17 protein-coding genes are annotated in these 23,383 nt (G+C 44.0%); 8 read left to right on the plus strand and 9 right to left on the minus strand.

The genetic code is table 11. The annotated features are described in order from the left end of the window. Positions 1-79 precede the first annotated feature (79 nt). The 3 genes from glmU (at position 80) to truC (ending at position 4,433) form a co-directional block, all read left to right on the plus strand. Entirely contained in the window at positions 80-1,456 is a 1,377-nt protein-coding gene (gene glmU, locus A3K91_RS13265; RefSeq protein ID WP_062845691.1) for a bifunctional UDP-N-acetylglucosamine diphosphorylase/glucosamine-1-phosphate N-acetyltransferase GlmU, read from the plus strand. A 175-nt stretch (positions 1,457-1,631) separates the two neighbouring features. Continuing rightward, positions 1,632-3,476: a glutamine--fructose-6-phosphate transaminase (isomerizing) gene (gene glmS / locus A3K91_RS13270; RefSeq protein ID WP_062845692.1), complete on the plus strand. Its 1,845-nt coding sequence runs from the start codon at positions 1,632-1,634 to the stop codon at positions 3,474-3,476. Between the two features lie 183 nt (positions 3,477-3,659). Next, positions 3,660-4,433, plus strand: coding sequence for a tRNA pseudouridine(65) synthase TruC (truC, locus tag A3K91_RS13275; RefSeq protein ID WP_062846026.1), 774 nt, complete (start codon positions 3,660-3,662; stop codon positions 4,431-4,433). 220 nt (positions 4,434-4,653) lie between these two features. On the opposite strand, the gene A3K91_RS13280 is transcribed toward truC, so the two are convergent. The 5 genes from A3K91_RS13280 to A3K91_RS13300 all read right to left on the minus strand — a co-directional run bounded on the left by A3K91_RS13280 (position 4,654) and on the right by A3K91_RS13300 (position 9,258). After that, positions 4,654-5,469 carry a sulfite exporter TauE/SafE family protein gene (locus tag A3K91_RS13280; RefSeq protein ID WP_062845693.1) on the minus strand — a complete coding sequence of 272 codons (816 nt, stop codon included), beginning with the start codon at positions 5,467-5,469 and terminating at the stop codon, positions 4,654-4,656. A gap of 38 nt (positions 5,470-5,507) precedes the next feature. Next, entirely contained in the window at positions 5,508-6,011 is a 504-nt protein-coding gene (locus A3K91_RS13285) for a flavin reductase (protein ID WP_062846027.1), read from the minus strand. Between the two features lie 34 nt (positions 6,012-6,045). After that, on the minus strand, positions 6,046-7,074 hold the full coding sequence (locus tag A3K91_RS13290; RefSeq protein ID WP_062845694.1) for a methionine synthase: 1,029 nt from the start codon (positions 7,072-7,074) through the stop codon (positions 6,046-6,048). Positions 7,075-7,143: 69 nt separating this feature from the next. Next, positions 7,144-8,151: a DUF1852 domain-containing protein gene (locus A3K91_RS13295; protein ID WP_062845695.1), complete on the minus strand. Its 1,008-nt coding sequence runs from the start codon at positions 8,149-8,151 to the stop codon at positions 7,144-7,146. Between the two features lie 381 nt (positions 8,152-8,532). Then, entirely contained in the window at positions 8,533-9,258 is a 726-nt protein-coding gene (locus tag A3K91_RS13300; RefSeq protein ID WP_062845696.1) for a GntR family transcriptional regulator, read from the minus strand. 340 nt (positions 9,259-9,598) lie between these two features. Here A3K91_RS13300 and A3K91_RS13305 point away from each other — a divergent pair, with 340 nt between their 5' ends. The 5 genes from A3K91_RS13305 to A3K91_RS13325 all read left to right on the plus strand — a co-directional run bounded on the left by A3K91_RS13305 (position 9,599) and on the right by A3K91_RS13325 (position 15,319). Next, the gene (locus A3K91_RS13305) at positions 9,599-10,888 is read left to right on the plus strand and encodes an SLC13 family permease (RefSeq protein ID WP_062845697.1); all 1,290 of its coding nucleotides are present in this window, start codon (positions 9,599-9,601) and stop codon (positions 10,886-10,888) included. Positions 10,889-10,911: 23 nt separating this feature from the next. Then, positions 10,912-11,712, plus strand: a complete 801-nt coding sequence (locus tag A3K91_RS13310; RefSeq protein ID WP_062845698.1) for an amidohydrolase family protein — start codon at positions 10,912-10,914, stop codon at positions 11,710-11,712. 510 nt (positions 11,713-12,222) lie between these two features. After that, positions 12,223-13,236, plus strand: coding sequence for a Bug family tripartite tricarboxylate transporter substrate binding protein (locus A3K91_RS13315; protein ID WP_062845699.1), 1,014 nt, complete (start codon positions 12,223-12,225; stop codon positions 13,234-13,236). A gap of 116 nt (positions 13,237-13,352) precedes the next feature. After that, positions 13,353-13,808: a tripartite tricarboxylate transporter TctB family protein gene (locus A3K91_RS13320; RefSeq protein ID WP_062845700.1), complete on the plus strand. Its 456-nt coding sequence runs from the start codon at positions 13,353-13,355 to the stop codon at positions 13,806-13,808. Positions 13,809-13,813: 5 nt separating this feature from the next. After that, positions 13,814-15,319, plus strand: a complete 1,506-nt coding sequence (locus A3K91_RS13325; RefSeq protein WP_062845701.1) for a tripartite tricarboxylate transporter permease — start codon at positions 13,814-13,816, stop codon at positions 15,317-15,319. Between the two features lie 167 nt (positions 15,320-15,486). Here A3K91_RS13325 and A3K91_RS13330 read toward each other — a convergent pair whose 3' ends face one another. The 4 genes from A3K91_RS13330 to recG all read right to left on the minus strand — a co-directional run bounded on the left by A3K91_RS13330 (position 15,487) and on the right by recG (position 23,232). Further along, positions 15,487-16,101, minus strand: a complete 615-nt coding sequence (locus A3K91_RS13330; RefSeq protein WP_062845702.1) for a YceI family protein — start codon at positions 16,099-16,101, stop codon at positions 15,487-15,489. A gap of 167 nt (positions 16,102-16,268) precedes the next feature. Beyond that, positions 16,269-19,367: an efflux RND transporter permease subunit gene (locus A3K91_RS13335; protein ID WP_062845703.1), complete on the minus strand. Its 3,099-nt coding sequence runs from the start codon at positions 19,365-19,367 to the stop codon at positions 16,269-16,271. After that, entirely contained in the window at positions 19,364-20,689 is a 1,326-nt protein-coding gene (locus tag A3K91_RS13340) for an efflux RND transporter periplasmic adaptor subunit (protein ID WP_062845704.1), read from the minus strand. Before A3K91_RS13340 ends, A3K91_RS13335 begins: the two co-directional genes overlap by 4 nt. Before the next feature lie 209 nt (positions 20,690-20,898). Continuing rightward, positions 20,899-23,232: an ATP-dependent DNA helicase RecG gene (gene recG, locus A3K91_RS13345; RefSeq protein WP_062845705.1), complete on the minus strand. Its 2,334-nt coding sequence runs from the start codon at positions 23,230-23,232 to the stop codon at positions 20,899-20,901. Positions 23,233-23,383 lie beyond the last annotated feature (151 nt).

Genomic DNA, 23,383 nt, shown 5'->3' on the forward strand with positions numbered 1-23,383 from the left:
TGAACGTCATCACATCATTCCAAACAAACATTTACGCTATAATCGAATATTATATTTTGTTACATTCATAAGAGTTATTATGACATCTCCCCTTTCTGTAATTATTTTAGCGGCTGGTAAAGGCACGCGCATGCAGTCGGCCAAGCCAAAAGTCCTTCAAACTTTGGCTGGCAAATCATTACTTGGTCATGTATTAGACACTTGTCACAAGCTGACAGTGGATGAGACGATCATTGTCCATGGCTTTGGTGGTGACCAAGTAAAATCAGAAATCACCACTCAATATGAGCATTCTTCCATTACTTGGGTTGCTCAAACCGAACAGTTGGGAACGGGGCACGCCGTCAAAGTTACTTTATCTGACTTACCAAAAGAGGGCCAAAGTCTGATCTTATATGGCGATGTGCCACTGGTAAGCTGCCAAACCTTATCCGCATTGAAAACTGCCAATACTGACGGTATGTCTATGCTTACGTTGACAGTCGATAATCCGTTTGGATTAGGCCGTATCAAACGCAGTGAAGAAGGTCATATCACGGCTATCGTCGAACAAAAAGACGCTGACGCCGATGAGCAAAACATTCAAGAAATCAACAGTGGCATCTATTGTGTCGATAATGCTTTATTGCATAAATACTTACCAGAACTGTCTAACGACAATGCCCAGCAAGAATATTATCTGACAGATATTGTCAAAATGGCCGTCGCTGATGGGATTACTATTGCTGCGATCGAGCCTGGGCATACGTTTGAGATTGAAGGCGTGAATAACCGTCAACAGCTTGCCAGTTTGGAACGTACTTGGCAAAGTAAGTTGGTTGCTGATTTGCAAGAAGCGGGTGTCCAGTTTGCTGACCCTACTCGTGTTGATATTCGAGGGACATTGACTGCAGGTCAAGACGTGTTTGTAGATGTCGGCGTGGTATTCGAAGGCGATTGTACCTTAGGCGATAATGTCTACATCGAAGCCGGCTGTATCATTAAAAACGCCCAAATTGGCAATGCATGTCATCTCAAACCTTATTGTGTCATTGATGGTGCCAACATAGGTACAGGTGTGGATATTGGTCCGTTTGCCCACTTACGTCCTCAGACATTATTGTCCGATAACAGTAAAGTCGGTAACTTTGTTGAAATCAAAAAATCCACAATTGGTCAAGGTAGTAAGGTCAATCATCTTAGCTATATTGGAGATGCTACCGTTGGTACAGGCGTGAATATCGGTGCAGGTGTGATTACTTGTAATTATGACGGTATCAACAAATCACCCACTCTTATTAACGACAATGCGTTTATCGGTTCTAACGCCAGTCTGGTTGCGCCAGTGACGATTGGTGAAACTGCAACAGTAGCTGCAGGCTCAGTGATTACCAAAGATGTCGATGCTAACGCCTTAGCATTTGGGCGCGCTCGTCAAACTCAAAAAGAGCATTATCAAAGACCAGCTAAAAAATAGCTAGGTCATTAATCACGACATTAATACCAGTTGGCAGTTAAGCAGTACGGCAATCTTTGTGGTGCTGCTTCATCGTTTTTATAGAACTATTATTCTATTGATACCCAATAATCATTCATACGATTTATTGACTGACTCATCACTATATATCGAAAATTAAAAGTAAGGAATAGCCATGTGCGGAATTGTAGGGGCAGTTGCTGAGCGTAATATCGCTAATATTTTACTAGAAGGTCTCAAACGTCTGGAATACAGAGGCTATGATTCTGCCGGTTTGACTGTCATCCGTGATGGCGAGCTGCATCGCGAACGTCAAGTAGGTAAAGTTCAGGCTCTAGTTGATGCGGTAGCTACCAATCCAGAACTGTTCGACGGTCATATTGGTATCGCTCATACACGCTGGGCGACTCATGGTGAGCCAGCGCAGCGTAACGCACACCCTCACGTTTCAGGTAAAATTGCTGTGGTTCACAATGGTATTGTTGAGAACTACGCTGAGCTTAAAAAAGAATTAGTGGCTAAAGGCTACGAGTTTACCTCACAGACAGATACCGAAGTCGTTGCGCATCTGATTCATGATATTTATAAGCAAACGCCTGACTTACTAGAAGCGGTTCGTAAGGTCATTCCGTTGTTACATGGCGCCTTTGCCTTAGGTATTGTACATATTGACTGTCCTGAAGAACTGATTACCGTACGTCTTGGCTCACCATTAGTCATTGGCGTGGGTATTGGCGAGAACTTTATTGCTTCAGATCAATTGGCGTTGCTGCCTGTCACCAATCGCTTTATGTATTTAGAAGAAGGCGATATTGCCAAGCTGACTCGTAAAAGCATTCAAATCTTTGCCGATGGCGTGGAAGTGAAACGTCAAATACATGAAATTGACGCGACACAGCACAATGCCGATAAAGGTGAATTTAAGCATTATATGCTCAAAGAAATCTATGAGCAGCCAGATGCAGTTGCTCGTACTATCGAGATGGCGGTAGACAATGGCGACACAGTCAAATTACGCGATGATTTTTTGCAGCGTCATGAAGCCCAGCTATCAGGTATCCGCAACGTACAAATTATTGCTTGCGGCACTAGCTATCACGCAGGTTTGGTCGCAAAATACTGGTTTGAAAGCCTGATTCGTGTGCCTTGTTCGGTTGAAGTAGCCAGCGAGTTCCGTTATCGTAATCCAGTCGTGGTCGACCATTCGCTGGTTATTTGTATTTCACAATCAGGCGAAACAGCGGACACCTTATCAGCCTTACGTGATATTCAAAAGCATACGCCAGCAGGTTTGGTCAGCTTAGCATTATGCAACGTGCCTACCTCGTCGCTTGTGCGTGAGACTGATATTTTCTTACCAACGCTTGCCGGCCCGGAAATTGGAGTCGCTTCGACCAAAGCATTTACAACCCAGTTAGTCGCTTTGATGCTATTAATCTTAAAAGTGGGGTCAACTCAGCAGCGTATGACTCAAGAGCATCTAACGACACTGATTGATGAGTTACAGCAGCTACCAGGTCAGTTGTATGCCAGCTTACACCTAGATGCACCTATTCAAGCGATGAGTGAGCACTTTGAAGATAAGAGAAGTTGCTTATTTTTAGGTCGCGGATTACAGTTCCCGATCGCTTTAGAAGGCGCGTTAAAGCTTAAGGAAATCTCTTATATCCATGCAGAGGGTTATGCAGCAGGCGAGCTCAAACACGGTCCTTTGGCGTTGGTTGACAGAGATATGCCTATCGTCGTACTTGCGCCTAAAGACAGCATGTTTGATAAGCTAAAAGCCAATATGCAAGAGGTACATGCTCGTCACGGTGAATTGTTTGTATTCGCTAGCGAAGCCAGTCAAATGGTGGCAGAAGACCGTTTGCACGTGGTGCATGTGCCTGATGTGTGCGAAACGCTAGCGCCTATTGTCTACAGCGTACCCGTACAACTATTGTCGTATCATGTGGCAGTGATGCGTGGCACGGACGTTGACCAGCCACGTAACTTGGCAAAGTCAGTGACGGTCGAATAGTATAAGGTATTGATTTTCCTATATTTTTTAGAAATTACAACTTGTCTTATTGAGTAATTGTCTGTCATACTACCGTACTGTGATGAATCCTTCGCCATCTGATGTTCCAAGATGACGAAGGATTTTTTGTATATGGCGAATGGGCAAAATATCAATTATTTATATCATTATGGCAGCGACAGCATGAGCACGGAAAATATAGATATCGAAAACGATAGCGCCTACCAAATAGACATCATCTATGAAGATGAATTTTTGGTCGCGATCAATAAAGAGGCAGGTTTATTGGTGCATCGCAGTTGGCTGGATAAAGGCGAGACGCGCTTTGCGATGCAGCTCACTCGTGATGCCGTCGGTTGCCATGTATTTCCGGTACATCGTCTAGACAAGCCAACTTCAGGCGTGCTGTTGTTTGCCAAAAGCTCAGCCGTGGCGCGTATCCTGACCGAGGCGTTTACCGAACACAGCGTTACCAAGCACTATTTAGCCGTGGTGCGCGGCTTTATGCCAGAGAAAGGTAGCATTGACTATGCATTAAGCTTCCAGCCCGATGCCATTGCTGATAAATTTGCCGATTGGGACAAGCCTGCTCAAGAAGCCGTCACTCATTGGCAAAGCTTGGCACAAGTTGAGCTGCCATTTTCGGTATCAAAAAAACATGATACGAGCCGCTATAGCCTCGTGCGCTTGACACCTGAGACTGGGCGCAAGCATCAGCTGCGGCGACACATGAAACATGTCTTTCATCCGATCATTGGTGATACCAGCTATGGCGATATACGGCAGACGCGATTTTTTCGTAACCACTATGACTGTACGCGCATGCTATTACATGCTCAGACCTTGGCACTTAATCATCCCATCACTGGTGAGCTATTGTTGCTAAAAGCGGGGTTGGACGATCAATGGATGCGTATATTAGAAGCGTTTTCTTGGGTAGAGAGTGCTAAAGATTGAGCGGTGTAAATTTTAGGATTTATCTTAGAAAATCATGTCGAGAGAGTCGAAATATTGGACCTACAGTATCAATACTTTAACTCGCTGAAATCAGTTTCAATAGTCTATAGCTCAAGGGAACCATCCAGTTTGTGCTATTAATCAATTCAAGCTATAAATAATTCTTAGCAGTACAATGCTTTTCGCAGTCTTCGGGTTTGAAATACACGTATCAAAATACTCAAAACAACCCTTTATATAAGAAAAAGCAGCTCACCATCATAAGCAGTACCGAAAAGCATTTTTTTAATAATGTTGGCGATAATTGGTGGGCGACCTTTGCACCCACTTTTGCGGTGAAAAAGCTCATGACGCTGATACCCAAAAACGCATAAATGTGTACAAAGCCAACCGCATTAGGAATCTCGACGTGATCTTTCATTCCAAAGACCATAAAACCAAGTGCGCCAGCAATGGCAATGGGCAGGCCACAAGCTGCGGACGTGCCTACTGCTTTTTGCATCACCACACCATAACGCGTGAGATACGGCACGGTTAAACTGCCGCCGCCAATACCAAAAATAGCCGACGCTACACCAATACCCGCTCCAGCCACTAGTTGCTTGGGCGTTGACGGCAATACAGTATCGGCAGCGCTGACATCAGTAGCTAATCGCTTTTTGCCGCCAGTGAACATGTTGAATGCTACCCACAGCAAAAACGTACCCACGATCAGCTGAAGATGAGTGCCTGAGAGTGCGCCTGCAATACCTGCCCCAAAAAAACAGCCAATCGCCATGCCCGGTGTGAGGTTTTTAAACACAGGCCACATGACGCCGCCTTTTTTATTATGCGCCATTAAGGAGCTAATCGAGGTGACAATGATGGTTGCCAGCGAGGTGCCTAGCGCCAAATGCATGACGGTATCGGGACTATAGTCCATTTGGGTGAAGACAATGAATAATAGCGGCACAATGATCGTGCCACCACCTACTCCGAACAGACCCGCTGCAAAGCCTGCTACTGCCCCAATGATTAAAAAAATGATAAGTTCCACAGAATCGTTACTTTTGGTTGGATGATGAAAAGATATGGTTAAGCGCTTTCGACTTGACCCACTTGATGATATGCGCGATTAAAATAGACCAAACTTTCGTCTGCCTCGCCTTCTCGCTCAGCATGTTTGATAGCGACGACACGGCACATAAAAATACTGTGCGTGCCCATTGCCTGCACCTGCTCAATCTCACAATCAAAGCTGACCAACGCATCTGCTAAAACAGGCGCGCCTGTGACTAACGTGCCCCAAGCGCCTTGTTCAAATCGCTCTTTGGAGCATAATTTGGAGGCAAAAGTATTGGATAGTGACTCATGCCGAGCACTCAGCACATTAACGCATAAGGTTTTATGATCAACGAAATGACCATGTGAGCGCGCCGCTTGGTTCATACAGACCAGTAAGGTTGGCGGGTTATCGCTGACACTACAAACGGCGGAGGCAGTAAAACCGTGTGCGCCTGACTCCCCTTCTGTGGTAATCACACTGACCGCTGTCGCAAGCCGCGCCATTGCATTTCTAAAATCACTGGCTTCAATCATCATATATGTCCTAAATTTATCGCGCATCTTACGCTTAGCGCGCCAGCTCTTGACGAACCAGTTCAGCACCAGCGCTTAGCGCCTTTAACTTGCCTCGTGCCACGTCGCGAGACAACGGTGCCATGCCGCAATTGGTCGACGGGTAAAGCTTATCTGCATCCACGAATTGTAAGGCTTTTCGTAGCGTGTTTGCCACTTCTTCTGGTGTCTCAATAGTGTTGGTTGCCACATCGATGGCACCAATCATTACTTTTTTGCCACGGATCAGTTCAATCAAATCCATTGGCACATGAGAGTTTTGACACTCAAGTGACACAATATCGATCTTCGATTGTTGCAGCTTGGGAAATGCTTGTTCGTATTGACGCCACTCTGAACCCAGCGTTTTTTTCCAATCATTATTGGCTTTAATACCGTAACCATAGCAAATATGCACAGCGGTTTCGCACTTTAAACCTTCGATGGCGCGCTCTAATGTGGCAACACCCCAGTCGTTTACATCATCAAAGAATACATTGAACGCGGGTTCATCAAACTGAATGATATCCACGCCAGCCGCTTCTAATTCTTTGGCTTCTTGATTCAAAATTTTGGCAAACTCCCACGCCAGTTTTTCACGACTTTTATAATGACTATCATATAAGGTGTCAATCATCGTCATTGGACCTGGCAGTGCCCATTTGATTGGCTTGTCGGTCTGCTGACGTAAAAACTTGGCATCGTCTACAAACACAGGTTTTTGGCGGCTTACGTCGCCAACGACTGATGGCACACTGGCATCGTAACGGTTACGAATGCGAACGGTCTCACGATTTTCAAAATCGACGCCATCGAGATGTTCAATAAAGGTGGTGACAAAATGCTGACGGGTCTGCTCACCATCACTGACGATATCGACGCCTGCATGCAACTGCTCTTGCAATGACAAACGTAACGCATCTTGTTTGGCTTCAACCAATTGCTCACCTTCTAAAGCCCAAGGTGACCAAATTTTCTCAGGTTCGGCAAGCCAAGAGGGTTTTGGTAGGCTGCCAGCAGTCGATGTTGGTAATAATATTTTCATTTTTAATGTATCTCTTATCTATTTATTTTTTATATATTGGGAATGTCTTATTTCGGCCACTTTGGCGTATTAAGCAGCGTGCTTTTTGACTGTCTCTTTTTCGACAGAGTAGTTTGCCGCCCATTGCTCAAGAATGGACTGGTATGGCTTGATAAACTGCTCTTCAGTAATTTGTCCTTGCTTCACCGCCAATTGGCTGCGCTCTTCACGATCATACACAATCTGCGTCAGTGAATAATCCTGATACTTAAGACTGGGTTGATACACCTGACCTGCGGTAGAGTTGGCATTGTAGATTTCAGGACGATAGATTTTTTGAAACGTCTCCATCGTACTAATCGTACTAATCAGCTCAAGATCGGTGTAATCACTCAGCAAGTCGCCTGCAAAATAAAACGCGAGCGGCGCTACACTGCCCGTAGGCATAAAGTAACGAACGGTCAAACCCATTTTATGGAAGTAATCATCCGTCAATGAATATTCGTCCTGTCTATACTCCACCCCCAATACAGGATGCTGATTGTTGGTACGGTGATAGGTTTTGCTGGTGGAAACACTCAGGCAAATCACAGGCTTTTTACTAAAATTCGCTTGGTAAGCCTCTGAATTCAATAAATACTGAAATAGCTTGCCATGAAGGTCACCGAAATGTTCAGGTGGCGGTGAGGTTGGGTTTTTGTCAAAATGATCTGGCAGTACGATGCTAAAATCATAATCGCGTACATAAGACGAGAAGCTGTTACCAATCATACCGTCGATACGCTTGTTGTCTTTATGATCAACAATCGTCGTCTTCAGTGTCTCGATGACAGGAAAAGTATCTCCATTGCCCTCGATGTCCATGTTTGCAGAAACAATATCAACTTCCACAGAATAGCGGTCCGCTGTTGGATTATCCCAATGCGCCAACGCGTTAAAACGATTGTTTATCATTCTGAGTGTCCTGCGTAGGTTCTCTTGACGGTGCTCACCGCGAGCCAAATTGGCAAAGTTCGTGGTTAAACGTGTGCTGTTTGCAGGATGATAGTCTTCATCAAAACGGATGCTCGAAATTGAACAAGTAAAATTGTTACTCATGGCAATTCACTACCTTATAATCAAATATGAAACCAAATTTTTGTATAAGGGAATTATGCCTGAATCAATACATGAATAAAAACGACTTAACTTTAACTAAAGATGAATACAATTCATGTTAGAAATAAAGTTAAACTCGGTAGCGTGAAAATCAGAGTGGTATCGACAGTGTATTTGAGAAGTAAAAATCTGATTAAAGATAGAATGTAGAAGAAATAATAGTCAGTAATCGCTTATTTATAACAAAAGGCAGCAAGATAACTCATATTAATAGGTATCTTGTGTCATTGGTTATTTTAATCCTGCCCTAAGCTGTCCAGTTATAAACTTAGGATCATACTGGTGATCAAGTCATATCCAATGCATTATAGTTGACTATGACTAGTTGATATTTATTTCATAACTGAAATCTTTTGCCAATCCGTACGACTCTCTGTATTCGATTGGATCACCCTTTAGGTTCTTAGCAACGCGGCATACCTTAACCAAATTTTCTTGTGCCTCATTGCCTAAATAAGAATCGACATGACCGGTGATAAAAAAGAGTTTTTCGACAGCAGACGAGACAAACTGTCCGCACGCTTTGTAATAAAAAGGATATAAGAGATTTTCAAAATCTTCGGGCGCCAAGCCTACAAAAGGCTGGTACATACTTTTGGGTAACCAGATTCTTTCACTCAACATGACCGTATTTTCGACGATACGTACACGTTCTATATAAATGAGTTCTTTGTTTTTACTGATGTTTAATTTTTTATTGATGGCATCGACAGCTTCTATTGTTACAGCCTTTTTGACCACACCCATGGGTACGACATAGCAGGCATCTTTATCACGGAACTTGAAAAACCTTGATAACGAACCTTCAAAATTTGGTCGTTTTAAGAAAGTACCTCTGCCCTGTTGCTTCATGAGGACCCCTTCTTCTACCAGCTTCTCGACGGCTTTACGAACCGTTCCTACCGATACTTGGTATTTATCTGCAAACTCCTGTTCGGTAGGTAGCGCGGTATTTTCATCCCATTTACTTTCTGTTAGCAAGGTCTGAATATGCCAGCGTACTTGCTCATACCGTGGCATTTTAAATTGTTTGAAGTTTGTTAACATTTTTTCCACCACAATAAAGAGAGTATTAAAGGCTGCTTAATCTCGTTGAGCGTTGTTAAAATCCCAAAAGTAGAACCTATTTGATGACACTATCTTAAGCCCTAAACAAATTTAATATGTATCATTTTAATGTTAATACTCGATTGGGTTTTTATAGGCAATCTTATCTAATTAACGTGTGCTTTTTTGCTATTATTTCACTCAATCAATAGCACTTTTAAAGCTTGTACGATTTTCTAATCTAGAACGCTATTTGTCAATATTATCGTGATGCTCTTTAATCCATAAAAATTGCTATGGATTTTTATAGAATTCATACAGTTAAGGTCAAGGAGTAGTCATGACTCTCTACATTATAGCCGCCATTGTGATATCTATTGCGCTGGGCTACAAAACGAAAATCAATATTGGCTTATTTGCTATCGTATTTTCATACCTGATCGGTTGCTTTGGTATGCAGCTAAGTGCTTATGAAGTTATTAAACTATGGCCACTCAAAATTTTCTTCGTTATTTTGGCAGTGACTCTCTTCTACAACTTCTCTCTTGCCAATGGTGCTTTGGAAAAACTGTGTGAACATTTGATATATAAATGTCGACATTTTCCAGCATTTTTGCCGTTGGCTATTTTCTTTGCCGCCACGATTGTAGCAGCTTTAGGAGCTGGCTATTACACTGTGCTCGCTACTATGGCGCCAATGATTTTATTGTTATCTCAAAGAACCAATTTAAATATTATTATTGCTACATTGTCGGTGAACTATGGGGCGCTAGCAGGTGCCAATTTCATTACCTCACAGAGCGGTGTCATTTTTCGAGAGCTTATGAGTGGCGCTGGCGTGGCAAATGACAACACCTTTACTTACGGTTTAGGAATATTTGCTGCAACCTTCTTGATGCCTGTGGTTCTATTGGGTATTTATAGCTCTATCAATGCTAAATCTAGCAAAATAGCAATTCAAACCATCGTACCAAAACCTTTCGATAGCAAACAAAAAAAATCTATCATGCTAATTTTCATTATGATGGCCACGGTACTTGTTGTGCCTATTTCAAACCTACTCATACCAAATGTAGACACGATTGAGTTTTTGAACGCTCGAATAGATATTGGTTTTATCGCTATTTTTTTCGCTTTAGTAAGTTTGGTTTTGAAGCTGGGTGATGAAAAAACAGTGATTGCCTTAATACCTTGGCATACACTCATTATGATTTGCGGCGTTGGTATGCTAATCAGTTTAGGTGTGGAGGTAGGGGTGATTTACGAGCTAACAGAATGGCTCAGTACCAACGTACCTATTTGGTTGATACCCACTTTATTGTTCATTATTAGTGCAATTATGTCGATATTTGCCAGTACGCTTGGGGTCGTTGCTCCTACGCTATTTCCTATGGTACCAGCCTTGGCTGTGGCCTCTGGTTTAAACCCTTTTTTCTTATTTATTTGTATTGTAATAGGGGCTCAAAGCTCATCAATCTCGCCTTTTTCATCAGGCGGCAGTCTAATATTGGGAGCAGCACAAGTACACATCGATAAAAATAAGCTTTTACATATTTTGTTGTTTAAAGCCGTACCTTTAGATATTGTTGTTGGCATAATAGCGATTTTATTTATCCAAATCGTGTTTTAACTGCTACTAAAAAAGAGATTTATATGGATTACATGGATGCTCATGCACATGTATTTTTACACCATGATACGTTTCCAACGACTGCGCGCTATCGACCCACTTATACGGCCAGCGTAGAAAGTTATATTGAACAGCTCGATAGACATGGCTTTCATAAAGCAGTGTTGGTTCAGCCAAGCTTTTTGGGCACGGATAACAGTTATATGTTAACCGCTCTTTCAAAGTATCCTGAGCGTCTTAGAGGTATTGCTGTACTATCAAACACCACAGACGCTTCTACATTGCGATCACTAGATAAGCAAGGCATTGTTGGCATACGTATCAACCTGTTTGGCATCACTTGTCCTGATCTCACTAGTCCGCATTGGAAAGCTTTTTTGTCCCAGTTGGCCGACATAAATTGGCAAGTAGAGATTCAGGCACCGCCTGTTTATTTGATCCAGTTATTACCAATACTGAAGCCATACAGACTCAATATTGTGATTGATCATTTTGGTCGATTTAATCCTATCAAAGGTGTGCAAGATCAGGAATTCCTTCAGCTGTTAGATATGCTTGAGCCTGAGAAGCACTGGGTCAAAGTATCTGGATATTATCGGTTGGGAAATGAGATAGGTATCCAAAACGCTAAAGACGCTCTTAAATTATTAATGCAACGCAATATGAGAAATCATCTGATTTGGGGTAGTGATTGGCCTCATACTCAAAATGAGAGCCAAATCAACTTTACCAAAGCGCTGACCACTTTCAAAAAAATTATAAATTGCGACGAATTGGCAGCACAGATATTGACCACCAATAACACCAACTTGTTTACATTCTAAACTGGTTGGCTGTTGCTATCTTAGCATCTTCGGAATTAGAGTAACTGTCAGTTTACAGGTCATATCATCTATAGTCCCATACTCAATCGCGGTATCCTACCCCTCACTGCAAACCAATCAGTATCAAAAAATACCGTTATTGCATTGTGCGTTTTTTCAGCACAGTAGTCGTAAATAACTGATTTAAAAAACATTTATAATGACTGACGAATACTTGTGCTTTATATTCTATAGAAAAAAGTAAACTATTTTGACCATTATTGAATGGTTCAATGACTTGGGTTGTTTCACTTTTCGATTGACTCCCTATAAATAATATTCATACATACATACATATGTTTCTTGTCATTCGTAAAATATTCTGTTACTTTTGCATAACATTGAAAGTTATCTTGTCACAAAATTTGTTAATCCAAATGAATCTTGCATTAAGATTTCATGTAATAACTTTCCTGCCTGAATCAAAATTTTATTGATTTTTACTGAAAAAATACACACAAGGAGTGTCGTGTGAACAAACTATCCTATCTGGCTCTTGGCCTTTCTGCACTAACTCTTACCGCCTGTAACAATGCAAACGAAACTGCAAGCGCAGATGAGTTTTCTGGTCCTTCACGTCCAGAATGTATTGCACCAGCAAAACCAGGTGGCGGCTTTGACTTGACTTGTAAACTTGCTCAAGCAGGCCTTAGAGACACTGGCATCTTGACAGATCCAATGCGAGTCACTTATATGCCAGGCGGCGTTGGTGCTGTTGCTTACAACAAAATTGTTGCCAATGATCGCAGCAATGAAGATGCTATCGTTGCCTTCTCTACTGGCTCCATCCTGAATTTATCGCAAGGAAAATTCGGTAAATTTACTGAAAAAGATGTGAAGTGGCTGGCAGGTGTTGGTACTGACTACGGCGCTATCGCTGTCAATGCTGACTCACCTATCAAAGATCTAGCAGGATTGGTCGCTGAGCTTAAGTCAAATCCGAAAGCAGTTAGTTTTGCCGCTGGTGGTAGTGTTGGCGGTCAGGATTGGATGCAAACGGCAATTTTGGCAAAAGCCGTTGGTGTTAACCCAAGCGATATGACTTATGTAGCAATGGAAGGTGGCGGTGAGGCCATCACAGCGGTAATGGGCAACCATGTTACTGTTGTGAGTGCAGGTATTGCTGAGATCATGCCACAAGCCACTGCTGGAAAATTACGCGTATTGGCTGTGTTTGCAGATGAAAGATTGGGCGGCAGTATGGCTGATGTTCCTACGGCTGTAGAGCAAGGCTATGACGTTACTTGGCCAGTCGTCCGTGGTTATTACATGGGTCCAGATGTCAGCCCTGCTGCTTATGACTGGTGGAAAGCGAGCTTCGATAAGATGCTTGCTGATCCAAAATTTGCAGAATTACGCGAGCAGCAAGAGCTACTACCTTTCTCTATGACGGGTGAAGAGCTTGAAGCCTATGTTTATAAGCGTACAGGTGAGCTACGTGAGTTGTCTGCTGAGTACGGTCTTGTTGATGCTGCAGCTAAGTAGCACTACTCAGACTATATCCCCTTAATGATTGAATACTGAATTTTATAGTATTTATCGAAGGTTGACAGATGAGACATCTCTCAACCTTCTTATTTTAGAATTTAAGGAATACTTCTATGACAATGGAACGTGCATTTTCTGGATTAATGGGACTATTTAGCTTATTTTTGGTCTATTTAGCTATTGGTTACGTTGCTCCTATTGCCTATGATCCCATCGGCCCTCGGCCCTATCCTATTTTAATTTTTTCACTGATGGCACTTTTGACCTTAGTTATTGCCTTTCGTCCAGCGCGATTTACCAAAATCATCGATTTAGGCTATAACAAGGTCGTGCTTAGAAACCTTGTTCTGTGTGTCAGCGTATTGCTGATCTATAGTTTGATATTTGAGCCTTTAGGTTTTGTTGTTGCTACCACACTGATGTGTTTTGCGGTTGGTTTATTATTTGCTGGCAACCCTGTTAAAAGCCTTATCTTTTCAGTTGTGATCAGTATCGCCCTGTATGTCTTATTTGACATGGCTTTGGACGTCATTCTGCCACTTGGGATATTATCAGGAATAATGGGATAGCTATTATGGAAACTTTTGATTTTTTGATGCACGGTTTCGGCGTAGCGATGTTGCCCAAAAACTTACTGATTGCGCTGATCGGCGCTTTTATTGGTACTGTTGTGGGTATGTTGCCTGGCCTTGGCCCGATTAATGGTGTGGCAATTCTACTACCTTTCGCATTTGCTCTTGGTCTGCCACCAGAGAGTGCGCTTATCTTACTGGCAGCGGTTTATCTTGGTTGTGAGTATGGTGGTCGTATTTCTGCCATTCTACTGAACGTACCGGGGTCTGCTGCAGCGGTTATGACTTCATTGGATGGTAATCCGCTGGCAGTGCAAGGCAAGGCAGGTATTGCCTTGTCCATCTCTGCGGTTGCCTCGTTTATTGGTTCTACGATTGCGACTATTGGTGTGGTCTTGTTCGCACCTCTATTAGCTAAATGGGCGGTGTCTTTTGGCCCTGCTGAATACTTTGTACTGATGGTATTCGCGATTTGCTGTTTGAGCGGTTTGGTCGGTGATCAACCTATTAAGACCGCCGTATCAGCGTTAATCGGTTTGGGTCTGGCGACTGTCGGTGTCGATGCGGTGACTGGTATTTATCGTTATACTTTTGATTCAGTCAACCTATCTGATGGTATCCAATTCACAACGATCGTTATTGGTTTTTTCAGTGTCAGCGAAATCTTGATTTTGCTCGAAAGAACCACTACTGGTGGTAAAGTAGTTGCGCAAGGTAAGCGTAGCTTATTCAACCTAAAAGAGTTTCTCTTTACCGTTGGTGCCATGTTACGTAGTGGTGCAATGGGTTTCTTCGTTGGTATTTTACCTGGTGCAGGCGCGACGATTGCGAGTGCAATGACCTACGCTAGTGAACGTAAAATTGCTGGCGACAGTGGCAAATTTGGCGAAGGCGACCTACGTGGCGTTGCATCACCAGAAGCGGCTAACAATGCATCAGCATGTGGTTCATTTGTACCGATGTTGACATTAGGTGTTCCTGGTTCTGGTACAACAGCGGTGATGATGGGTGCGTTGACTTTGTATAATATCACGCCAGGTCCACAGCTATTCACTGAGCAGCCAGATATTGTTTGGGGTCTTATCGCCTCTCTGTTTATTTGTAACGTTATCTTGTTGGTTATGAACATTCCTTTGGTAGGTTTCTTCTCTAAACTACTGAACGTACCAAACTATATCTTGATTCCATCAATTGCTGCCATCAGTTTTGTTGGTGTCTATTCTATCAATAGCACAACTTTTGATATGGTATTCATGGTAGCACTTGGCATATTTGGTTATTTCTTACGTAAACTGCATTTCCCTCTATCAGCTCTTATTCTAGGCTATGTACTAGGAGAGCTTATGGAGTCTAATTTACGTCGTGCTCTCTCTATTTCACAAGGTGAGATGTCTATTCTATGGAGTAGCCCAATCACTGTATCACTATGGGGTCTTGTAGTCGTCATGATATTCATGCCAATTATTCGTAAGATGTATCGTAAGCGCTTTAAGAAGACTGCTGTTTAATCTATCGCAAGTCTGCTTATTCGTTTTCTGTGGCGGTGGTCATACTCTATGTATGATCACCGTTTTTTTATAAATGATAAATATGCAAGTTGTCTAATGACAATAATGATGGCTTAGTAGAAACATTCATCTGTATATGTCACTACCCGCTTTTCAAACCCTTACTATTACTGCTTTGCTGCTTCAATCTGAATGGTCAAATCAACCTTTTCAGTGATACCTAACAAGGTATATTTACTGATTCCCCATTTTGTCCGATCAATAGTGGTTGTAAAGTCACCGCCACACACCGATTTTTTCAATATATAACTAAAATAGCAGTTAAACTTTGTGGCCGTTAACGTCACTGGATTGGTCTGACCATGTAGCGTGAGCATACCGTCTACTTTGGTGACTGCTGGACGATTTTTATCCCTCTGAAAATGCCATTTGGTGGATTCAAAACGAGCCAGTGGAAATTTTTCGATATCAAAAAAATCTGCACTTTTAAGCGCTATATCAAAGGCTTTGTCACCTGTCATCAAACTGTTCAAAGGAATGATAAGCGAGACATTGCCTATATTGGCCACTGGATCGTACTCCAACTGACCTGTTAAGTTATAAAAACCGCCAGTGTTGGTAGAGGTTTTAAAGTGGTCGATCGCGAAGCGTACATTAGTATGCGTGGGATCTATATGGTAAATAGCAGCATGACTACTTCCCACCACCCATGCGCTTAGTAATAAACCAGTGAGCGCTTTATGATAAAAGCGTATAGTGCTTAAAGATAAAAATCGGTACATGATGACATTCCTTTGTGGTAGTACAGTTTGGGTCAATCACATCCTATGTGATGGTCAGTCTCTCCATTTGATTATATAGCAATGACAGGATCAGACTTCATTGATAAGTATCGTCCTGTCATTACAATTGAACCAGTATTACTGACGCTCTCACTTCTCTAGCTAGCTTATTTTTCGGTAGTAGCAATTGGTTTTCCACTTGGAACAAGCCATTTGGCAAACCAAGCCGACAGATCATCCATCAAGGTATAAACTACTGGAATCACGACCAAACTCAATAAGGTAGACGTCACAAGCCCGCCCAACACAGCAGCAGCCATCGGGCGTCTAAACGTAGGGTCAGCATCTCCCCAACCAAATACCAATGGCAACATACCTGCACCCATCGCGATGGTCGTCATAATGATAGGACGCGCACGTTTACGACAAGCATCGACGATCGCCTCAAAACGTGCCAAACCACGACGCTGTGCAATCAGGGCATAATCGACCAGTAAGATAGAGTTTTTGGTTGCGATACCCATTAGCATAATAAAACCAATCATTGAAGGCATTGAGAGACTACTATTGGTAATAACCAAGCCCACGAAAGCACCGCCAATCGAGAGAGGCAGCGCCATTAAAATAGTAAATGGTTGCAATATACGGCCAAATAGCAAAATAAGGACGCCCAAGATACAAACCACCCCTACCGACATAGCGATGATAAAACCATTAAATAGCTCCGCCATGTTTTCGGCTTGACCTTGATCAATAATCGTAATCGATGACGGCAGGGTTTGCATAGCAGGGACCGCTTTGACCGCTTGTACCAAATCCCCAAGCTCGCCATTTGCCGGCTGAACCGTAATACTAATCGCACGCTCTCGATCAAGCCTGCTGATCTGTGCAGGCCCTGTACCAAAATCAAGGTCAGCGACCTCGCCTACACGCACACCTTGTCCTGCTGGTGCAGCGCTGGGAACGTATAACCCTTCTAATTGACTGACGTTTTGCTTGGCAACATCTGGCAGACGAATAACGATAGGAATCTGCCGTGTGTCTAGATTGAGTTTGGACAAGCGCTGTTCATAATCACCAACGGTCGCGATCCGTAATGTCGTTGCGATATCCTGTGTGGTCACGCCCTTATCTGCCATCGCCAGTCTGTCTGGCGTTACAGTAAGCTCCTGTCGCGGCAAACTGCGGTCACTGGTCACTGAACCTGCACTGGGTAATGCTCGAATCTCTGACATAACTTGCTGAACAGTCTGTTCAAGTAACTGCGGATTGGTACTGGTCATAGAGAAGTTATAACCACTCTCACCGCCACTTGATAGACCAACGGTAAAGCGAGCACCAGGTACTGCTGACAACACACGACTAATTTTTCGTTCAATCTCTTGTTTAGATGCTCGCTCTGCTCTTGGCGCCAATACAATATCTAATCCTGCGATATTTTCTGATTTGCTGCTGCCACTTGAGCTTGAATCCATCGTGGCCTGTGCTTCACCGATAGAAGAAAAAATATGGGTCACTTCAGGCATCGCCAAAATACGCTCGCTTGCCAGCGCAGTAACTCGCTCAGTATCTGCTAGTGCTACATCAGGCGTCAGTTCAATCTCCACACGGGTTTGATCAATATCATTATCAGGAATAAAAGACGTGGGCAATAACTTTACCAGTGTTAAAGAAGCCACAAATAATATCAGGGTTGCTCCTATCGTGATCCAACGATGATGCAGTGTCCATCCTACTATTTTGAGATACCAGCCCATCAACGCGCTTTGTTTTTCAACATGCTTTTTTTCAGGTCGCAAGATATAGGCGGCCATCATAGGGGTGATCAAACGTGCCACCATTAGTGATGCAAAAATCGATAAGGCTGCCGTCCAGCCAAACTGGCGAAAGAACTGCCCCACAATCCCGCCCATAAAGGCCGTTGGTAAAAATACTGCAATCAGAGTAAAGGTAGTAGCGACAACCGCTAAGCCGATTTCATCAGCGGCCTCCATCGCTGCTTCATAAGGCGTCTTACCCATACGAAGGTGGCGGATGATATTCTCAACCTCAACGATCGCATCATCAACCAATACGCCAATCACCAATGACAATGCCAGTAGCGATATGATATTGAGACTAAAGCCAAACAAATACATGCCTAAAAAAGTAGGTATGACAGACAAAGGCAAAGCAACGGCGGCCACAATGGTGGCTCGAATATTGCGTAAGAATAAAAAAACTACCACGACTGCTAATAGACCACCTTCAATCAGCATACGTAACGATGCATCATAGTCTTCAGAAATGGGCGTCGCTCGATCGTAGACTTTTTCAATAGTGATGTTGCTTTCATCTGCTGTAAGCTTGGCCAATTCTGCATCGACCAGCGCCATCACATCAACCTCACTGGCACCTCGTGATCGGGTGATATTAAATGCCACCACCGTTTTATCGTCCAGCTTGGCAATAGAGCTTGGATCAGCAGCGCCGTCCGTGATTTGTGCCATACGACCCAGCGCTTGCGTGCCACCTGTTGGCACTGCCACTTGCAAATCATTCAGCTCACTGGCACGTTCAACCGCGCCAAGCACTCGAATGGTCTGAGTGGTTTTGCCCACTTCGGCTTCACCGCCTGAGCTGTCTTGCTGAATACCTGCTATTTGATCCGATAGTTGGGCAATCGAAAACTTCAAACCACTAAGCGTTATTGGATCAGCGGCAACAGTGATTTCGCGTTGCAGTCCGCCAATACGGCCGACCGTACTGACACCCGGAATATCGGACAGACGCTTAGTGACAGTATCATCAACAAACCAAGACAAGTCCTCCACACTCATGTTGTCGGCAGAAACAGAGTAAGTCACCACAGGGAAGCCAGCGGTCGAGACTTTCGTAATGATAGGATCATTAGCCGCTGCTGGCAGGTCGCCCCGCACCTCACCGACTGCCGAGCGCACATCATCGACAGCTTCTTGAATGTCTTTTTCTAACACAAACTCAGTCACCATGGTGGCCGCACCCGTTTGAAGCGTCGTTCTGATGTGCTTGACGCCTTCAATACTGGTAAGCTTATTTTCTACCTTTTTTGCAATATCGTTTTCCAGCTGTGAAGGAGCAGCCCCTGGTAAGGTTACGGTGACCACGACCGCTGGCAAGTCAATATCTGGAAATTGCTGCACTTTCATTTTCATAAAGCCATAGATGCCGCCCAACGTCAGCAGCACAAACAGCAAAATAGCAACCAGAGGGTTTTTAATCGAATAAGCGGAGACGTTTAAGCTCATGCGCGCGCCTGCGTGGCTGTGCCAGTTGGGTTATTGGTGGTGTCCGCTTGATTGTTGGTTGGGTTCGTAGCGATAATCAGACGAACCAAGTCGCCATCGTTTAAGAAACTACCGCCTTGCTTCACAACCTGGCTATCATTAGGCAATGGCTCTGTGATCGCCACATTGTCTCCAAGTCGTTCGCCCAACGTTACTCGCTGCTGCTTGATACGACCCATGGTCTTACCGTTTTGCGTTGTTATGTTGGTCACCAGCATCACATAATCGTAGCCATCATTACTCACGATGGCGCTGTTCGGTATGGTTTGCGTACTGGTACTGCCCAATAGGAATTCTCCTGTTTGGAACATACCTGCACGTGCTTTGGTATTGTTGGCCAAACTGGCATAAATGGTGATTTGACGATTGTCAGCGGCGGTTGGAGCAATACGCGTTACCTGTCCCATGACTGAATCACCACCTGGCAAACTGACACGTACTGGTGTACCGATAGTAATGTCGCTGACCAGCTTAGGATCAATCTCTGCGCGCCATTCTAAAACGCCGCCTTTGATAATCGTAAATAATGGCTCACCACCAGCAACCATACCAACTTCAACCATTTTTTCACTGATAACGCCACTGACAGGCGCAACCACATTGGCATTTTTTAGTGTCAATTGCTGATTGCTCAGACGCGCTTTTGACGCCTGCAATGCAGCGCGTGCTTTTACCTCAGCCGTACGATAACGATCCGCTTCTTGTTTGCTGATCGCATCTATATCTACCAGTGGCAGAACGCGGACGGCATCAGCGCTAGCATTGGCAAGCGTTGCTTGTGCTTCTGCCACATCAGCTTCTGCCTGCAAGACCTGCTGCTGCATGGCCTCTGTATCAAATATGGCCAACACTTGACCCACTTTGACGCGATCACCTTCTTCAACCAATATTTGCTCAATGGCAACGCCATTTACTTTGGCACTGACATTCGCCGTGTCTTTGGCATTGATCGTTCCATCAGCACTTAAGGTCGCGCCAATATCGTCTTGATTGGGCATCACTGTTTCTACCGATAGTACAGCTGGCTCCTCACTAGCAGTGCCGGTATTGGAACCGTCATTTTGCTCAGTAGCAGAGGTTGTTGACCCATCCATTCCTTCTTCATCATTACCGCCCCAGTACTTGCCAAGCAAAACGCCAACAATAAGCACCCCTACCAGTACGGGTAATAGCCACAGTGGCATCTTTGCAGAAGACTTGTGAGTATTGGCATCAGATTGACGGTATGGTGGTAGTTCAGAATCAGATGATGACTTGGGATTGGGTTCTTTAAGATCGCTCATGATCACTCTCTATAAGTACAGGCAATAATAAAACTAAAAGGGTCAATATAGGCGTACTAACTCACTAACTTTCATCAATTATCGTATCTATAAAGCTATCAAGAATAGTACATACTAACCCATCACTGTATGGTTATACATTTTGTTCTATGTTCACGATATGGACGGTCACGATAGCAGTCACTCTTCTGGTAATTCTATCACTCATATCAGGCATTGGTATAACGACTGGCCTCTGGCATCCAGCGATGAATAAGTTGGCTGACATCTGCTTTGCGTGTAGGGTCTACAATCAAATGCTTGGCCAGACGCTGAGCAATGGCAAATAATTGCTCATCACGAATCAGGTCAGCCAAATAATAACCGACATTGCCTGTTTGACGTTTACCCAAAAGCTCACCCGGTCCACGCAGTTCTAAGTCTTTTTGCGCAATGACAAAGCCATCTGTGCTGTCACGCAGGACATTTAAGCGCTCCGTTCCCGTCTCAGACAAGGGCTTTTGATATAGCAACACACAATAGCTCTTGGTCGAACCACGCCCCACTCGACCGCGCAACTGGTGCAATTGCGACAATCCCAAACGCTCGGCATTTTCGATGACCATGAGTGACGCATTGGGCACATCAACCCCAACTTCGATAACCGTGGTGGCAATCAATAAATCTAGGCTGCCCGCTTTAAACGCTTGCATGATGGCTTGTTTTTCAGCGGACTTCATCTTGCCATGCACCAGTCCAATTCGAATATCTAAGCGCTCATTTAAATCCTCATAGGTCGCTTCAGCCGCTTGCGCGTCCAGCACACTAGACTCTTCTACTAGCGAGCAAACCCAATACGCCTGCCTACCTGCTTCGCAGTTAATGGCAATACGCTCAATCACATCGTCACGGCGATTGCGATCAATGGTGACCGTCGTAATTGGGGTTCGTCCAGGTGGTAACTCATCAATGATTGAGGTATCCATATCACCATAAACACTCATCGCCAGCGTACGTGGAATGGGTGTTGCCGTCATGATCAACTGATGCGGTGTACTGTTGGCAACGCCCTTATTGGTCAGTGCCATACGCTGCTCGACACCAAATCTATGTTGCTCATCAATAATGACCAGTCCCAATTTGGCAAACTGTACTTGTTCTTGAAACAGCGCATGCGTGCCAACCACCACCTGTACTGTGTTGTCGCTCACCGCTTCTAATGCTTCACGGCGCTGCTTCGCCGTTTGTTTACCAGCAAGCCAGCCCACATTAATGCCCAATGGCTCAAACCAGTTTTTAAAGTTGAGCAGATGCTGCTCTGCCAAGATTTCTGTCGGTGCCATCACCGCCACTTGCCAGCCACTATCAAGTGCATACCCTGCTGCCCCTGCGGCAACCAACGTCTTACCAGCACCCACATCACCTTGTACCAATCTAAGCATGGGAATTGAGAGTGCCATATCGGCAGTGATGTCTTTCATGACTCTTTTTTGCGCACCCGTTAGATCAAACGGCAATGCACCAAACAACGCATCAGCAAGCGCGCTTTTGGTCGCGCACTTAGGTGCTTTGTGTTGGTGCAACTGCTGACGACGGTATAGTAAGCTCAGCTGATGGGCCGCCAACTCTTCAATGATCAAACGCTGACAAGCCGCATGCGTGCGCGCACTTAATTGTGCCAACAGCTTATATTGTTGGCGAGCATCGGTGTAAGTGGGCGGCGTGTGCAGTAATACTAAAGCTTCAAATATCGTCAAATTATAGACATTGCTATTGGCTACTTTAACCGCTTCAGGATTGATATTTTGGTTGCTATCATCAGCCGCAGAATAGATATTATTGACATTATGGTCTGGCACACTACGTGCCAATGTAGAAAAGATATCTTCTGAATACTCAGACTCTATTGCTAATGGCTTCGTCGGTTCAAAAGGCACCAATGGCAAATCAGCGACCACTGAAAAATCTACCGCCGTTAACAACGTCATCGGCAAACCTTGACTGCGAACGGTTTGTAAAGCTAGTTTAATCAATGTACGCAGCTTATTTTGATGTAAGCCTTTGACGCTTGGATAAATGGGCTGCAAACCCGTATTCGTCACAGCGATACCATCCGTCATGACTTGATACTCAGGATGGCTCATTTGTTTACCGTAACGGCTTACTTTAACTTCGCCAAACAGCTGTAGACGCGACCCCAAACTCATCGTTTGTGCAAGACCTGGATATACTTTAAAAAACCGCAAAGAGATCGTGCCAGTATCATCATCTATCACAACGGTCATTCCGCTGCGTTTATTATCGACATGCACGACCCGTCCCGTAATCAAGGCGGATTGCCCATGTTCAACCTCAGCAATGGACAGCGAGCGGCTTCGATCCTCGTAATCCCGAGGTAAATGCAGTAGCAAATCAAACACGCGCTTGATATTCAATTGTGCCAACTGTTCAGCGACTTTTGTTCCAACGCCTGCCAGCGCAGTCACTGGCAAGTCTAGTGCTGAGACAGGCAAATCAGACCTAGTATAGTCTGATGAATGAATGGACGAGTGACTAACAGACATCGACGATCCTAACAATATGATGGATAAAGGTAATAGGTTTTTCTATATAAGATACATCTTACCGTAATTCATGGACTAAGCGAATGTGATGCTGTTGGCCGTATTTTTTAAGTTGGTATGATTGCTTATTGTCACCTATTTAGTAATACTG

The sequence above is a fragment of the Psychrobacter alimentarius genome, assembly GCF_001606025.1.
GTDB lineage: Bacteria > Pseudomonadota > Gammaproteobacteria > Pseudomonadales > Moraxellaceae > Psychrobacter > Psychrobacter alimentarius.

Coding starts and splice junctions, on each gene's coding strand:
- A3K91_RS13340 (WP_062845704.1), bottom strand. CDS start 20,689: ATGAGCGATCTTAAAGAACCCAATCCCAAGTCATCATCTGATTCTGAA.
- truC (WP_062846026.1), top strand. CDS start 3,660: ATGAGCACGGAAAATATAGATATCGAAAACGATAGCGCCTACCAAATA.
- A3K91_RS13285 (WP_062846027.1), bottom strand. CDS start 6,011: ATGATTGAAGCCAGTGATTTTAGAAATGCAATGGCGCGGCTTGCGACA.
- A3K91_RS13300 (WP_062845696.1), bottom strand. CDS start 9,258: ATGTTAACAAACTTCAAACAATTTAAAATGCCACGGTATGAGCAAGTA.
- A3K91_RS13305 (WP_062845697.1), top strand. CDS start 9,599: ATGACTCTCTACATTATAGCCGCCATTGTGATATCTATTGCGCTGGGC.
- glmU (WP_062845691.1), top strand. CDS start 80: ATGACATCTCCCCTTTCTGTAATTATTTTAGCGGCTGGTAAAGGCACG.
- A3K91_RS13320 (WP_062845700.1), top strand. CDS start 13,353: ATGACAATGGAACGTGCATTTTCTGGATTAATGGGACTATTTAGCTTA.
- A3K91_RS13335 (WP_062845703.1), bottom strand. CDS start 19,367: ATGAGCTTAAACGTCTCCGCTTATTCGATTAAAAACCCTCTGGTTGCT.
- glmS (WP_062845692.1), top strand. CDS start 1,632: ATGTGCGGAATTGTAGGGGCAGTTGCTGAGCGTAATATCGCTAATATT.
- A3K91_RS13325 (WP_062845701.1), top strand. CDS start 13,814: ATGGAAACTTTTGATTTTTTGATGCACGGTTTCGGCGTAGCGATGTTG.
- recG (WP_062845705.1), bottom strand. CDS start 23,232: ATGTCTGTTAGTCACTCGTCCATTCATTCATCAGACTATACTAGGTCT.
- A3K91_RS13310 (WP_062845698.1), top strand. CDS start 10,912: ATGGATTACATGGATGCTCATGCACATGTATTTTTACACCATGATACG.
- A3K91_RS13295 (WP_062845695.1), bottom strand. CDS start 8,151: ATGAGTAACAATTTTACTTGTTCAATTTCGAGCATCCGTTTTGATGAA.
- A3K91_RS13290 (WP_062845694.1), bottom strand. CDS start 7,074: ATGAAAATATTATTACCAACATCGACTGCTGGCAGCCTACCAAAACCC.
- A3K91_RS13330 (WP_062845702.1), bottom strand. CDS start 16,101: ATGTACCGATTTTTATCTTTAAGCACTATACGCTTTTATCATAAAGCG.